The organism is Nocardia sp. NPDC051787 (assembly GCF_040681325.1).
Lineage (GTDB): Bacteria > Actinomycetota > Actinomycetes > Mycobacteriales > Mycobacteriaceae > Nocardia.
Window position 1 is genome coordinate 18191 of record NZ_JBFAYO010000052.1, and the last position, 13575, is coordinate 31765.

16 protein-coding genes are annotated in these 13575 nt (G+C 68.2%); 10 read left to right on the forward strand and 6 right to left on the reverse strand.

Features of this window, described 5'->3' with window-relative positions:
• Positions 1 to 44 precede the first annotated feature (44 nt).
• Positions 45 to 902 (reverse strand): hypothetical protein, encoded by an 858-nt coding sequence (locus tag AB0M45_RS32570; protein WP_364337086.1) that lies wholly within the window; start codon positions 900 to 902, stop codon positions 45 to 47.
• Between the two features lie 393 nt (positions 903 to 1295).
• Here AB0M45_RS32570 and AB0M45_RS32575 point away from each other — a divergent pair, with 393 nt between their 5' ends.
• The 6 genes from AB0M45_RS32575 (at position 1296) to AB0M45_RS32600 (ending at position 6857) form a co-directional block, all read left to right on the forward strand.
• Positions 1296 to 3065, forward strand: coding sequence for a DEAD/DEAH box helicase (locus AB0M45_RS32575; RefSeq protein ID WP_364337088.1), 1770 nt, complete (start codon positions 1296 to 1298; stop codon positions 3063 to 3065).
• Positions 3066 to 3092: 27 nt separating this feature from the next.
• Positions 3093 to 4322, forward strand: coding sequence for a PQQ-binding-like beta-propeller repeat protein (locus AB0M45_RS32580; protein WP_364337090.1), 1230 nt, complete (start codon positions 3093 to 3095; stop codon positions 4320 to 4322).
• A 115-nt stretch (positions 4323 to 4437) separates the two neighbouring features.
• Positions 4438 to 4950 carry a nitroreductase/quinone reductase family protein gene (locus tag AB0M45_RS32585; protein WP_364337092.1) on the forward strand — a complete coding sequence of 171 codons (513 nt, stop codon included), beginning with the start codon at positions 4438 to 4440 and terminating at the stop codon, positions 4948 to 4950.
• A 49-nt stretch (positions 4951 to 4999) separates the two neighbouring features.
• Positions 5000 to 5605 (forward strand): acid phosphatase, encoded by a 606-nt coding sequence (locus AB0M45_RS32590; protein WP_364337094.1) that lies wholly within the window; start codon positions 5000 to 5002, stop codon positions 5603 to 5605.
• 44 nt (positions 5606 to 5649) lie between these two features.
• Positions 5650 to 6144: a GNAT family N-acetyltransferase gene (locus AB0M45_RS32595; protein WP_364337110.1), complete on the forward strand. Its 495-nt coding sequence runs from the start codon at positions 5650 to 5652 to the stop codon at positions 6142 to 6144.
• Positions 6145 to 6149: 5 nt separating this feature from the next.
• Positions 6150 to 6857 carry an endonuclease V gene (locus AB0M45_RS32600; protein ID WP_364337096.1) on the forward strand — a complete coding sequence of 236 codons (708 nt, stop codon included), beginning with the start codon at positions 6150 to 6152 and terminating at the stop codon, positions 6855 to 6857.
• Here the strand turns inward: AB0M45_RS32600 and AB0M45_RS32605 are convergent.
• The gene (locus AB0M45_RS32605; RefSeq protein ID WP_364337098.1) at positions 6836 to 7261 is read right to left on the reverse strand and encodes a hypothetical protein; all 426 of its coding nucleotides are present in this window, start codon (positions 7259 to 7261) and stop codon (positions 6836 to 6838) included. The two genes, AB0M45_RS32600 and AB0M45_RS32605, sit on opposite strands and share 22 nt — an antisense overlap.
• A 305-nt stretch (positions 7262 to 7566) precedes the next feature.
• Here AB0M45_RS32605 and AB0M45_RS32610 point away from each other — a divergent pair, with 305 nt between their 5' ends.
• Positions 7567 to 8511, forward strand: coding sequence for a diacylglycerol kinase family protein (locus AB0M45_RS32610; protein ID WP_364337100.1), 945 nt, complete (start codon positions 7567 to 7569; stop codon positions 8509 to 8511).
• A gap of 252 nt (positions 8512 to 8763) precedes the next feature.
• Positions 8764 to 9018, forward strand: a complete 255-nt coding sequence (locus AB0M45_RS32615) for a WhiB family transcriptional regulator (protein WP_011211115.1) — start codon at positions 8764 to 8766, stop codon at positions 9016 to 9018.
• A 261-nt stretch (positions 9019 to 9279) separates the two neighbouring features.
• Here the strand turns inward: AB0M45_RS32615 and AB0M45_RS32620 are convergent, their stop codons facing one another.
• The 4 genes from AB0M45_RS32620 to AB0M45_RS32635 form a co-directional block, all read right to left on the reverse strand.
• Positions 9280 to 10794, reverse strand: a complete 1515-nt coding sequence (locus AB0M45_RS32620) for a histidine kinase N-terminal domain-containing protein (RefSeq protein ID WP_364337102.1) — start codon at positions 10792 to 10794, stop codon at positions 9280 to 9282.
• A 22-nt stretch (positions 10795 to 10816) separates the two neighbouring features.
• A complete protein-coding gene (locus AB0M45_RS32625; RefSeq protein WP_043730715.1) occupies positions 10817 to 11032 on the reverse strand; it encodes a biotin/lipoyl-binding carrier protein in 216 nt (71 codons plus the stop codon).
• Positions 11033 to 11274: 242 nt separating this feature from the next.
• On the reverse strand, positions 11275 to 11562 hold the full coding sequence (rsrA, locus tag AB0M45_RS32630) for a mycothiol system anti-sigma-R factor (RefSeq protein WP_364337105.1): 288 nt from the start codon (positions 11560 to 11562) through the stop codon (positions 11275 to 11277).
• A complete protein-coding gene (locus AB0M45_RS32635) occupies positions 11559 to 12173 on the reverse strand; it encodes a sigma-70 family RNA polymerase sigma factor (protein ID WP_364337115.1) in 615 nt (204 codons plus the stop codon). The genes rsrA and AB0M45_RS32635 overlap by 4 nt, the downstream gene beginning before the upstream one ends.
• 314 nt (positions 12174 to 12487) lie before the next feature.
• On the opposite strand from AB0M45_RS32635, the gene ybaK reads away from it, so the two are divergent.
• Both ybaK and AB0M45_RS32645 read left to right on the forward strand, forming a co-directional pair.
• On the forward strand, positions 12488 to 12982 hold the full coding sequence (gene ybaK, locus AB0M45_RS32640; protein ID WP_364337107.1) for a Cys-tRNA(Pro) deacylase: 495 nt from the start codon (positions 12488 to 12490) through the stop codon (positions 12980 to 12982).
• A 74-nt stretch (positions 12983 to 13056) separates the two neighbouring features.
• The gene (locus AB0M45_RS32645; protein ID WP_364337109.1) at positions 13057 to 13422 is read left to right on the forward strand and encodes a hypothetical protein; all 366 of its coding nucleotides are present in this window, start codon (positions 13057 to 13059) and stop codon (positions 13420 to 13422) included.
• Positions 13423 to 13575 lie beyond the last annotated feature (153 nt).

The following is a 13575-nucleotide window of genomic DNA, read 5'->3' on the forward strand; positions in this document are numbered from 1 at the left end:
CACATGGCGGTACCGGCGGTAACAGGCAAGTCCCGGTTCCATGTCTACCGCTGTCCCATGCCGACGGGGTTGAGCGGCGGAACCACGGCTTTCCGCACGATGCGCACCAGCGACTCGAGCGACGTGGTCAGCTCGGCGATCGCGTCGGCCGGCAACACCGCGAGCGCGCCCGTCCACGCGGCCTCGTCGGTGTCGGCCTCCACCCGTTCCAGCAACTCGGCTCCGCTGGCGGTGAGCGTCGGGTCGACCGGCTCTCCGTCCACCACACCCCTGGCCCGCAATTCGTCGAAGGCGTCCGCCCATTCCGCTTCCGACACCCCGCGGGCGGGCCGCATCACCGATTCCGGCGCTTTACCCGCCGCCACCTGCGCGACCAGCGCCTGCCGACCGGTCAGGCCGTGGGTGACCAACGCGGCGACATGACCGTCACCGCGATGCTCGCGCAGCGAGGTGGTCAGCTGCCAGAGCGCGGCCACCGGGTCGGCGGGCAGCGGCAAGGCCGCGTTCGCGGCGAACAGCGCCCGGCCGGTCGGGTCGGCCGCGCACTGCACCGGGGCGAGCAGGTCGACGGCACGCGCGCACACCGCGTCATCCGCGCCGAGCCCGCGCAGCAGCCCGGTGACCAGCTCCAGCCGGGCCGCCAGACAGCGCTGCGGCGTGGCCCGCTCCCATGCCTCCGGCAGCGCCCGGCCCACCATGCCGGGGTGGAATCCGGCGAAGACCGCCTGCACCGCCGCCGGCGTCACCGCGCCGAGCGGAGCGGCACGAAACGCGAAGTAGGTCTGCCAGTAACCGCGCAACCCGATGCCGACGCCCGCCTCTTTGACGCCGGTTCCGAAATAGACGACGTCGTGCAGCGGTTCGAGTGCGGTCCAGATTTGCCGCGCGGGATGAATTGCCATGTCGCGCAGCGTACGTCGGCACACGGTACCGCGAAAGCGGGCTGCGGGTTTCCACCTATTTTGCTGGCACGCCGCAGTGGCAATTCGAGCGGCGCACAATATCACGCTACAATCACCATGGACAACGAAAAGTTACGCTCGACGGAGTTGCCGGACGCCGCGCTCACGTGAACCCCGCGAGGACGCTGCTGCGACCGCCGACCGGTTTCGGGTGCGAGGTTTTCGTTGGACAGGAAAATGTGCGCGCACCAGTTCCGCGTCACCATTGCGCCGCGCCGATGTCTTGCGAGGTAGCCGCCGTTTTTTGGCAGGCGCCCGGCATCCGGAGCGTGGCCGGGTGAGTATCGCTTGCGGAGTCGTGGTCATCGCGGACCGCCCGGTCCGCCCCACCTCGTGCGTGCGGGACGTGATTACGAGGAAGGCACGAACCTGAGCAAGATCACAGTCGATCAGGAACCGGGACTGGCGGACACCCTGTTGACGGCCGAACTGGACGCAACGCATACCGCCCCGACTTTCGCCGAATTGGGCGTGCGCGCGGAAATCGTCCGCGCGCTCGGCGAGATCGGCATCGAACGTACTTTCGCCATTCAAGAACTGACCCTCCCGCTGGCGCTCGCCGGCGAGGATCTCATCGGCCAGGCCCGCACCGGTATGGGTAAAACCTTCGGATTCGGCGTGCCGCTGCTGCACCGGATCGCGACGGCGGAATCCGGCACCACGCCGCTGGACGGCACGCCGCGAGCACTGGTCATCGTGCCGACCCGGGAGCTGTGCATCCAGGTCACCAAGGACTTGGAGAACGCGAGCAAATACCTGACCAACCACCAGGGACCGCTGCGTGTCGCGTCCATCTACGGCGGCCGCCCCTACGAAGCGCAGATCGAGGCGCTGCAGGCGGGCGTGGACGTGGTGGTCGGCACGCCGGGCCGACTACTCGACCTCGCCGACCAGCAGCACCTGATCCTCGGCAAGATCGGCGTACTCGTGCTCGACGAAGCCGACGAGATGCTCGACCTGGGCTTCCTCCCGGACATCGAACGCATTCTCGGCATGGTCCCGGACAAGCGCCAGACCATGCTGTTCTCGGCGACTATGCCCGGCCCGATCATCACGCTGGCCCGCACGTTCCTGACCCGCCCGACGCACATCCGGGCGGAGGAACCGCACGATTCCGCCGTGCACGACCGCACCGCCCAGTTCGTCTACCGCGCCCACGCGCTGGACAAGAGCGAGCTGATCGCGCGGATACTGCAAGCCGAGAGCCGCGGCGCCACGATGATCTTCACGCGCACCAAGCGCACCGCGCAGAAGGTGGCCGACGATCTGGCCGAGCGCGGGTTCGCGGTCGGCGCGGTGCACGGCGACCTCGGGCAGATCGCCCGCGAGAAGGCGCTGACCAAGTTCCGCAAGGGCACCATCGATGTGCTCGTCGCGACCGACGTCGCGGCGCGCGGCATCGACATCGACGACGTCACGCACGTCATCAACTACCAGTGCCCGGAGGACGAGAAGACCTACGTGCACCGGATCGGCCGCACCGGTCGAGCCGGGCGCACCGGCGTCGCGGTGACCCTGATCGACTGGGACGAGCTCAACCGCTGGTCGGCGATCGACAGCGCGCTCGGGCTCGGCATCCCCGATCCAGTCGAGACGTATTCGCGCTCGCCGCACCTGTACTCCGATCTCGGCATTCCCGAAGACGTGACCGGCGTGGTCGGCAAGCCGAAGCCGGAGCGCGACCCGGACGCGGTCGTGGTCGAGCGCCCGGCCCGCGCCCCGCGCAAGCGCAACCGCAGGCGCACCCGTGGCGGGCAGCCGATCGACGGCACGCCCGACACCGCCACCACCGGCGAGGGCGACGCCGACTCCACCGGCGAGGACGCGCAGGACGCCGCGCAGACCGATGCCGACACCGCCGACCGGCCCGCGCGGCGCAGGCGCAGGCGGCGCAAGCCGGCCGGTGACGCGGCGGAGGAAGCCGCGACCGGAGAAACCGGCACCGAAGACTCCGACGCCTCGCCCGAGAGCGATGCCGACGAGGCCGGTTCCGTCGACCGGCCCGCTCGTCGACGCCGTAGGCGGCGCAGGTCCGCGGAAGGCGAAGCGGCGGCCGACGGCACCGGGAGCGCGGCCGAGCCCGCCGCCGCCGCGTCGGCTTGACCGTCCTGATCCGCTAGTCTCGCACTCGTGCTCGCACCCGAGCGGCGGACACGCGCCGACATCATCTGCGCCGTGGCGATCGCGGTTCTCGTGATGGTCGCGGGGGTCGTGGTCTGGGTACGCGGAGACGCGCACGGCACCGAATCGGTGACCGCGGCGACCACGGTACCCACGCCGGTCGCGGCCGATCGGCTGCCGGCCTCGCTGCGCGAACTGTGGCACGCGCCGGACCGCGCGAGCGCACGAGCGCTCGTGTCCGGCGGTGTCGTGGTGACCGGCGACGACGACACCGTCACCGGCCGCGATCCGAGCACCGGCGATCAGCTGTGGAAGTACCGGCGCGACCTGCCGCTGTGCGGGATCGAGGGACAGTACGGCATGGTCGTCGCGGTGTACCGCGACGACCGCGGGTGCAGCCAGACCACGCTGCTCGCCGGGGACAGCGGCGACCGGCGCACCGCGCGCAGCAGTTACATGGATTCCACCGTGCGGCTGTCGGTGGACGGCACCTACGTCCTCGCGCAGGGGCCGCGGCGGCTGGAGATGTGGCGCTCGGACCTGGTGCGCACCGTGGAGTACGGCTTCGTCGACGCGCCGGTGAACGTGAAGACCCAACCGCGCAAAGGCTGCACACTGCTGTCGTCGAGCTCCAGTCCGTCCCGGCTCGCCGTGCTGGAACGGTGTCCCGCCGACCCCGCCAACCGGCTCACCGTGCTCAACCCGGCCCCGAAGGACAACACGGTCCCCGAGGAGTACGGCTCGCACGTATTGACGGGGCCCGGAATGGATTCCGCCGAGGCGAGGGTGGTCGCGGTGTCCGACAGCCGGATCGTGTTGTATGTCCCGGGTACCACCGCGGGCGCGGAATTCGTGCCACCGCGGCTGGCCGTCTACGACGGAAACGGGAACCCCGTTGTGACGCATCAGCTTTCCGCGCCGCTGAGCCCGGACGCCACGACCACCCGGATCGGATCGGCCTACCTGGTCTTCACCGGCAATAGCGTAATCGCCTTGAACGGCAGTACATTCGACCCGATGTGGACCTCGGGCACCGCCCTCGGGGCGCCCGCGCTCATGGCGGGCAGACTGCTGCTGCCCACCACCGGCGCGCTGGCCGTCCTCGACCCGGCCACAGGCGCCGAAGTCGGGCGCATCCCGGTGGAGCGGCCGGGCTACACAGGCAAGCCCATTTCCCTTGCGGTACTGGGTAACACCGTGCTCGAACTACGCAACGGAGAGTTGCACGCCCTCGGCTGAACTGCGTTCGCCGGCCAGCGCATTCGGCGTTGCGTGTTCTTCGGCACCACCGGCACCCGTCGATCCGCTCGGCAGACCACCCGAACCTGTCGGTGCCCTCCGGCATACTGCGGCCATGAGCGAAAGCGAATCCACCGCGGGGGAATCCAAATCCGCCATAACGTCCTATGACGATCCGGACGCGCCGTGGAACCAGGAGTACACCGACGAAGAGATCACCCACTGGAACGACGGTGTGATCCAAGAGTTCCGCGACAACGAGGGCAAGGTCGGCGGCGCCTACGAGGACGGTGAACTGTTGCTGCTCACCACCACCGGGGCCAAGAGCGGTAAGCACCATGTGGTCCCGCTCGGCCTGCTGCGGCGTGGCGAGACCTTGTACGTGAGCTCGTTCATCGAAGACAAGTACCCGGCCTGGTACTACAACGTCAAAGCGGATTCTCGCGTCACCATCGAGTTGGGTTCGACCACCTACCAGGGCACGGCGCGGGCGCTGGAGGGTGCCGAGTACGAGGAGTTCGCGGGCTGGGTACTGGCGAACAATCCGTTGCTCGCGGACTTCCAGGCCAAGATCACGCGCCCGATGCCGCTGGTAGTGCTCGAACTCGGAGCGCCGATCCAGGCGTGACCCGACCCGGTGCGGGCGGTGCCGCGCGGTCGTCGCCATGATGGGAGACATGTCCGTACACGATGGCGCCCGACTGGTCCTGCTCCGGCACGGCGAAACGGCGTGGTCCCGCGAGCGGCGCCACACCGGTCGCACCGATCTGCCGCTCACCGAGCACGGCGAGCGGCAGGCCGAGGCCGCCGGACTCCTGCTCACCGCGCTGAAGCTGCGAAATCCACTGGTGCACACCAGCCCTCGGCAACGCGCGGTCCGCACCGCGGAGCTGGCCGGGCTCACCGACGCGGTAATCGACAATGATCTCGCCGAATGGGACTACGGCGCCTACGAGGGCCTGACCACCCCGCAGATCCGCGAATCGGCGCCGGGCTGGACCATCTGGACCGGCGATGTTCCCGACGGCGAGACCGCGGATCAGGTCCGCGCGCGGGCCGACCGGGCATTGGCCACCGTCGAGCCGGCGCTTTCCGAGCGGGATATCGTGCTGGTGGGGCACGGCCACTTCTCCCGCGCGCTGATCGCCCGGTGGGCAGAATTCGAGGTCAGGGAGGGCCGCCGTTTCGCCATGTCGACCGGCGCGCTGACCGTCCTCGGTTACGAACACGACGCGCGGACCATCCACGCGCACAACCTGGTACCCAACGGAGCCGCACTGTGACCCGAACCGTCGACCCCGCAAGCGGCGCGACCGATCCGAACGCCGTGGATCTCGGCGACGCGGTCTTGCGCCGCGCCGTCCCTTCCGACCTGCCCGCGTTGGTCGATCTCGTCTACGACCTGGCCGAGTACGAGAAAGCCCGACATGAGTGCTCGGTCACGGCCGAGCAGTTGCACACCGCGCTGTTCGGGCCGGAGCCGAAGGTGTTCGCGCACGTGGTGGCGGACCAGACGGGCCTGCTCGGCTGTGCCATCTGGTTTCTCAACTTCTCCACCTGGGACGGCGTGCACGGCATCTACCTGGAGGACCTGTACGTCAAGCCGGAGACCAGGGGCAAGGGCTACGGCAAGGCGCTGCTCACCGCGCTCGCGAAGGAGGCGGTGGACCAGGGCTACAGCCGCGTCACCTGGTCGGTGCTGACCTGGAACAAGCCCTCTATCGACTTCTACGAGTCGATCGGTGCCGTGGCCCAGGACGAATGGGTCGGCTACCGGCTGGCTGGCGAGGCGCTCGGCACGCTGGCCGCCGAGGCGCGGTAACGCGGATGTCCTGGCTCGCGCGGGTCGACCGAGCGTCCTGGCCCGCCACCGCCGAGGCGGCCATGGCGATGCAGGACGATCTGCGGCCGCTGGTCGATCCGGTGACGCCGCCTGGAACCCGGTTCCGCACGGTGGCCGGACTCGACTCCGCCTACCACGACACCGGCGCCGTGGCCGCCGCGGTCGTCGTATTGGACGCCGCCACGCTGCGCCCGGTATCGTCCGCCGTCGCGCACGGCGTGGCCGCCTTCTCTTACGTACCCGGCCTGCTCGCCTTCCGCGAGATCCCGACCACCCTCGCCGCGCTCGAAAAGCTCGATGCCGCACCGGATCTGCTGATCTGCGACGGACAGGGACTCGCCCACCCGCGCCGCTTCGGCCTGGCCTGCCACCTCGGACTGCTCACCGGTATACCGACGATCGGCGTGGCGAAAACAGTCTGGGGCGACTACGCCGAACCCGGCCCGCAACGCGGCGCGGCCACCGATATCACCATCGATCGCGAGGTGGTCGGGCGCGCGCTACGCACCAGAACCGGCGTCAAACCGGTCTTCGTCTCCGTCGGCCACCGCATCGACCTCGACACCGCCTGCGCGCAGGTGCTCGCCTCGACCCCGCGCTACCGGCTGCCGGAAACCACCAGGCACGCCGACCAGCTGTGCCGTACTGCGCTGCGCGAAGCGGCCGGGACCTACTCCGGTTCCACCCCGTAATCCTGCGCCATCCACCGCGTGGACGGCGGCGCGAACAACAGCACGAGCGTGGTCACCGCGACCAGCCCCAGCAGCGTGCCGTAGACCGGCTGGTTGGAGTCGGTGAGCAGCGACCAGGTCACCGGGAGCAGCAGCAATTGAGCGATGACGGCGATGGCGCGGCCCCAGCGTTTCCCGAGCAGCAGCCCGAAGCCCGCGGCCAGCACCGCGCCGCCGAGTATGCCGAACCAGGCGGCCGTGCCGTAGCCACTGGTCGCGGTCTGGTCGTGACCGAGAAGCCCGCGCGCGATCAGCACGACCGCGACCATCACGGCGACCACCCCTTCGAGCGTCACCAACCCACCGGCCGCCCGGACCGTCGTCGGCACACGCGCCGAACCCGCACCCTTGGCGCTCACGACCATCCCTCCCCGGCACTCTCCTGCGTCCTGCGCGCCCGCGCGCTGTGTCCTGGGCTCACTCGCCGACGCTGCGCTGTGTCGATGGTTCGCTCGCTCCGCTCGCTCACGCCTCCACCTCGCTGGCGCTCGCCTCCGGCACGAGCGAGTGCTCGGCTGTGTCGATGGTTCGCTCGCTCCGCTCGCTCACGCGGCAAGCCTACGACCCGGAGGACCAGGACCCATCCCTGGCGTAGACCGATGGCCGGGTCCCGCCGTGGCGTCGCTCGCCGCTTTTCCGGCCCGGGTCAGCGGCCAACTAGGCTGCGAACGTGCGGACGCTGCTGATCGTGAACCCGAATGCCACCTCGACTACGCCGGCGACCCGGGACCTGCTGGCGCACGCGTTGGAGAGCCGCACCCAGCTGACCGTTGCGCACACCCAGCACCGCGGCCACGCGGCGGAACTGGCGCAGTGGGCAGCAACCAATGAGATGGATCTGATCGTCGTGCACGGTGGCGATGGGACGGTCAACGAGACCATCAACGGCTTCCTACCGCTGCCCGAACTGGACGACGGTCAGGCCTGGCTGCCGCGGTTGGGCGTGATCCCCGGCGGCTCGGCGAACGTCTTCGCCAGGGCGCTCGGCATCTCGCCGGACCCGGTAACCGCAACCAACCAGCTCATCGATCTGCTCACGGTGGACTCCGATCGCCGCATCGGCCTCGGCACGGCGGACGACCGCTGGTTCTGTTTCAGTGCGGGCGTCGGATTGGACGCCGATGTGTGTGAGGCGATCGATGCCAGCCGCGCGCGCGGCCGCACCGCGACTCCCGCTCGTTATCTTCGAACAACTGTGCGACAATTTTTCCGGGCCAGACGCCTGGAACCGGGCGTTCAGGTCGAAATTCCGGGCCGCGAGCCCGTCGATGGCGTGCATTTCGCCTTCGTTACGAACACCACGCCCTGGACCTACTTGAACGCCACACCGGTGCACACCAACCCCGGAACCCGCTTCGAAACGGGGCTCGGCGTGTTTGCCGTGCGATCCATGGCGGTGCTGCCGACGCTGCTGCTCGCGCGTCAACTTCTCATGCCCAACGGAAACCCCAAGTCCCGCAATTTATTTCGCGCAGACGACGTTCCCACCGTACGAATCGAGTCCAAAGAACCCATCGGCCTGCAAATCGATGGCGACTTCATCGGCAAGCGCAACGTGGTGGATTTCACCGCGGTGCCCGACGTCCTCGCCGTGGTCGCACCACAGCCGCACTGAGCGCGAAACGCCGCGAAAAACATCGCGGTTGTGCTGCGAAAACCAGGTGGAGCGAGTACAAAGGACCGGGCAGGCTCCCCGTGCGGGGGCCTTTGGAGCGTGACCTTCCCCACGGTGCACCGCGTGCCTATTGACATCTACGGTGTTCGTGAAAGCATTCACAAGCAACCGTGCGGAAACATTCGAGTCGCACAAGTGAACGAACCAGAAACCATAGGCGCCCTGCGCGGCGCCCAGCAAAGGAGCAGAGGAATGGACTGGCGCCACAAGGCCATCTGTCGCGATGAGGACCCCGAGCTGTTTTTCCCGGTGGGTAACAGTGGTCCGGCGCTCGCGCAGATTGCCGATGCCAAGCTGGTCTGCGCTCGCTGCCCCGTAACCGCCGACTGCCTGTCCTGGGCCCTGAAGTCCGGACAAGACGCCGGCGTGTGGGGTGGTATGAGCGAGGACGAGCGCCGGGCGCTGAAGCGCCGGAATGCGCGCACCCGCACCCGCACCGTCGTTTAAGACGAACCGCCTTACCGGGCCATTCAGCAGCCCGGCCCGGTAAGCATTTCAGCCCGGCACCCATAGGTGCCGGGCTGTGTTGTGTCTCGGGCCGAACTGTATTGCGGCACTGCGTATTCGCCGCGCTACAGTCACAGCCGAACTCACCAGATACCGCGATTACGGCGCGACACCACGCACCGGCCCCACTCCCGTTTTCGAGCGCAGCGAGACCGAGCATTGCCCGTTCGCAGCGCCGCAGGCGCCGCATATCGAACACGGTCAGCGGCCCGAGCGGCGCCCCAGAGGGACGCGGAGCACGGCATCGGTGCCGATGTCGGCGCCAGGATGCAGGCCGATGGAGCCGCCGAGTTCGGCGGTGACCAGGGTGCGGACGATTTGGAGGCCGAGGCGGTCGGAGGACTCCAGGCTGAAACCCGGCGGAAGGCCGCGACCGTCGTCGCTGATGATCACGTCCAGCCAGCGGGCGGAACGCTCGGAACGGATTGTCACCGTGCCGTTTTCGCCGGAATCGAAGGCGTGCTCGATGGCGTTCTGCACCAGTTCGGTCAGCACCATCACCAGCGGGGTCGCGCGTTCGGCGGAGAAGACGCCGAGCGAGCCGGCGCGGCGCACTTTGATGCGCGTGGTGTGCACGGTGGCGACGTCGGCCATGATCGGCAGCAGCCGGTCCACGACCTCGTCCAGGTCGACCTCCTCGTCCACCGACATGGACAGCATTTCGTGCACGGACGCGATCGAGGTGACCCTGCGCACCGACTCGGTGAGGGCGACCTGCGCCTCCTCGTTCTCGGTGCGGCGGGCTTGCAGGCGAAGCAGGGCGGCGACGGTTTGCAGGTTGTTCTTCACCCGGTGATGGATCTCCCGGATGGTGGCGTCCTTGCTGAGCAGGGCGCGATCACGCCGCTTGACCTCGGTGACGTCGCGAACCAGCACGGCGGCGCCGGCCAGTTCACCGTGCGGGCGCAACACGAGCGTGCGCAGCAGCACGGTGGCGCCGCGCGCCTCGACCTCCATACGCCGCCCGGTCCGGCCGGCCAGCGCGGCCTGGATGTCGCCGACCACCTCTTGCGCGTCGAACGGGTCGGTGATCAGGGAGCGGGTGGTGACGGCGAGATCCTGTCCGGCCAGATCGGCCTGCAAGCCCATCCGGTGGTAGGCCGACAGGGCGTTCGGGCTGGCGTAGACGACGATGCCTTCGGTGTCGAGCCGGATGAAACCATCCCCCGCGCGCGGGCTGGAATGGGTGGCCGCGCGATCCTCGGTGGTCGGGAAGGTGCCGTCGGCGATCATCTGGCACAGGTCGTCCGCGCACGCCACATAGGCGGTCTCCAGTTGGCTGCGCACCCGGGGACGTTGCATATCGGTATCCCGGCTGAGCACGGCGATCACGTCGTCGCCGCAGCGCACCGGGATCGCCTCGCGGATCGCGTGCGTCGGATGCGGGTGATACACGCCGGATGCCTCGACGTCGCTGTCGGCGCGCACGGTCTCGCCGGTCATCAGCGCTTCGAACACCTGCGGATAGTCGGTCCGCCGGGCGACCGTGCCGACCAGGTCTTCCTGGTGCACGGTGGGGGCGGTGGTCGGGCGGCACTGCGCGACGCACACGATATCCGCACCCTCGGTCACCGGGCCCGCACCGACCCACAACAGCAGGTCGGCGAAGGACAGATCGGCCAGCAGCTGCCAATCTCCCACCACCCGCTGCAAATGGTCAACGGCGACGCCGGGTAGGTCGGTGTGCTCGGCCAGCAACTCGCTCAGTGTCGCCATGAAGATCTACCGCCGGAGTCGATCAGGAAATGACCGCGATGAGATGGCCGGCCTTGATCGCGTCGCCTTCCTTGACGCCGACCGAGGTCACCGTGCCGCTGGACTCCGCAACCACCGGAATCTCCATCTTCATCGACTCGAGGATCACCAGCGTATCGCCCTCCTGGACCTCGTCGCCCTCCTCGACGACCACCTGGTAGACGACCGACACCAGCTCCGCGAGTACTTCCTCAGCCATGGCACCCCATTCACTCGTTGCCCTGTATCCGCTGACGGTACAGCCAACCACACATGAAACAATGGCCTTCAACCAGAAGGGAGACTACTCATGGGTAAGCGCGGACGTAAGAAGCGTAGTCGCAAGGGAAACGCGGCCAACCACGGCAAGCGGCCCAACGCCTGAGCGCACGCTCGGCCCGCAAACGCGAAGCGGCACGCACTTCCAGCTCCGAAGGCGTGCCGCTCGGCGTTTGCGACCGGCTAGTCGGAGGTCTCGACGGAAGCCTCGGTGGCGATGAACGCGCGGCGCAGTTCGACGGTCAGGCGTTCGCGCAGGGACTCGGGCGCGCGGTCGCCGCCGCACTTGCGACTGAGCAGACCTTTGATCTTCTCCTCGATGCCGTAGGCCTCGATACACGGACTGCAGTGCTCCATGTGATGCTGCAACCGGGCCCGGGTCGCTTCGTCGCACTCCCCGTCCAGCATCAACCACACGTCGGCGAGAACCGCCGTGCAGTCGAGCTCCATATCCGGATCCCGCTCGCTCACTGGTTGACCTCCTGGCGTTCCCCCGAACGGTTGAATCCACGCTCGCGCGCCACATCGGCGAGCAAACCCTTGAGTTGTTTCCGGCCGCGGTGGAGCCGGGACATCACCGTACCGATGGGGGTGCCCATGATGTCGGCGATTTCCTTATACGGGAAACCCTCGACATCCGCGTAGTACACCGCCATCCGGAATTCCTCCGGCAGTTCTTGCAGTGCCGCCTTGATGTCGTCGTCCGGCAACGCATCCAGCGCCTCGACCTCGGCGGAGCGCAGGCCCTGCGAGGTGTGCTCGGCGGTCGCGGCCAACTGCCAGTCGGTGATCTCGTCGGTCGGGTACTGCGCGGGCTGGCGCTGCTTCTTGCGGTAGGAGTTGATGTAGGTGTTGGTCAGGATCCGGTACAGCCAGGCACGGAGGTTGGTGCCTTCCCGGAACGACTTGAACCCCTGATACGCCTTGACGTAGGTCTCCTGGACCAGATCCTCGGCGTCCGCCGGGTTCCTGGTCATGCGCAGCGCGGCGCCGTAGAGCTGGTCGAGCAGCGGCAGCGCGTCCCGCTCGAACCGCTGTGCCAGTTCGGCATCGTCGACGGCAGCGACATCGTCGGCCACCACGTCATCGTCGCTCGTCACACCTGTCCCTTCGATTGCCGTACCTGCCAAATCTACCGGCAACGGCACATCGACCGGGAATCCGCCTTCCGTCGGTGACACCTGGGTCCATACCGGACGATCGTCGAGCAGCACGGGCACCGGCATCTCCTTCACGTCTCCATAGGGCCTGCTCACGCGATGGAAATCCATCCGAGCGCTGTGTATCGCCTACAACATGCGCGGCGCCCGCGGTGTTCCCGCGACCGCGGGCTCGCGGCGAAATCCCAGGAAATTTCGTTACGGCCTCGGCTCGTCCCGCCGCTAAGGTTTCCGCCATGGCAGCAGGCTCGACACCGGCGATCCGCACGTTGACCCGGGCCGAGGTGCCCCACCGGGTACACGTCTACAAGCACGATCCGCGCTCCGACTCCTACGGCACCGAGGCGGTGGATGCGCTGGGCGCCGAACTCGGCGTCGCGGCCGCGCAGATTTTCAAAACCCTGGTCATCGAGCTGGCCACCGGCTCACTCGCGGTCGCGGTGCTTCCCGTGCCGAACACGCTGTCGCTCAAGGCCGCCGCCGCTGCGCTGGGGGCTTCCAAGGCGAGCATGGCCGACAGGACCCGAGCGGAGAAGACGACGGGGTACGTGCTCGGCGGCATCTCCCCTCTCGGCCAGCGCAAACCGCTGCCCACCGTGATCGACAACTCGGCGTTGTCCTGGGACCGCGTGTTGTGCAGCGCGGGGCGTCGCGGTCTGGAGATCGAGCTGGCGCCCGCCGATCTGATCCGGCTGACCAGCGCGGTCACCGCACCGGTGATATCCGCGTAATCCAGCCGGAATCGCCGCGATCTGTGCGTTACTTGGAAACGGCCAGATTGATCCGACTCGAGGATGTGATGCGAATGTTCGCGCACCAGCGTTTGCGCACCATGATCGTCGTGTTGTTCGGAACTCTCGTCGTGGCTCTCGGTTCGGTGTCGGTCCTCGCCCCGGAGGCCGCCGCCGCTCCGAGCGCCCCGGCGGTCACACAGGTCAGCGATTACCCCTTCGATTTCGACGGCCAGGGCAGCGATGACGATTCCGTCTTCGACTTCGACGGTCAGGGCGACGCCGACCGGACCGGTGGGGGCCTGTTCGAGAAGGACGAAAAAGCCGAGAAGACCGAGAAGCTCGGCGGGACGCTCACGACCAAGATCATCGATCTCCTCGCCGGGATGATCAAATGCGGGCTGAATATCGCCACCCCTAGCGTGAAGTGCTCGCTGTAGACCCGCAAACATGAATTCCGCGCTTGCCATCTCGGGCGGCCTCATCGGCCCAACCCCCGGTTTCGAGCGCAGCGAGATCGAGCATTGCCCGTTCGCGGCCCGGCTCGCGTCCGAGCGGCCGCCACGCAAGCGACGAAGTCGCAAGCGGTGGCC

Excerpts from the sequence above, each read along its gene's own strand:
- AB0M45_RS32585 (WP_364337092.1), top strand. The coding sequence starts at position 4,438 with ATGAGCGAAAGCGAATCCACCGCGGGGGAATCCAAATCCGCCATAACG.
- AB0M45_RS32615 (WP_011211115.1), top strand. The coding sequence starts at position 8,764 with ATGGACTGGCGCCACAAGGCCATCTGTCGCGATGAGGACCCCGAGCTG.
- AB0M45_RS32625 (WP_043730715.1), bottom strand. The coding sequence starts at position 11,032 with ATGGCTGAGGAAGTACTCGCGGAGCTGGTGTCGGTCGTCTACCAGGTG.
- AB0M45_RS32600 (WP_364337096.1), top strand. The coding sequence starts at position 6,150 with ATGTCCTGGCTCGCGCGGGTCGACCGAGCGTCCTGGCCCGCCACCGCC.
- AB0M45_RS32590 (WP_364337094.1), top strand. The coding sequence starts at position 5,000 with ATGTCCGTACACGATGGCGCCCGACTGGTCCTGCTCCGGCACGGCGAA.
- AB0M45_RS32645 (WP_364337109.1), top strand. The coding sequence starts at position 13,057 with ATGTTCGCGCACCAGCGTTTGCGCACCATGATCGTCGTGTTGTTCGGA.
- ybaK (WP_364337107.1), top strand. The coding sequence starts at position 12,488 with ATGGCAGCAGGCTCGACACCGGCGATCCGCACGTTGACCCGGGCCGAG.
- AB0M45_RS32570 (WP_364337086.1), bottom strand. The coding sequence starts at position 902 with ATGGCAATTCATCCCGCGCGGCAAATCTGGACCGCACTCGAACCGCTG.
- AB0M45_RS32605 (WP_364337098.1), bottom strand. The coding sequence starts at position 7,261 with ATGGTCGTGAGCGCCAAGGGTGCGGGTTCGGCGCGTGTGCCGACGACG.
- AB0M45_RS32620 (WP_364337102.1), bottom strand. The coding sequence starts at position 10,794 with ATGGCGACACTGAGCGAGTTGCTGGCCGAGCACACCGACCTACCCGGC.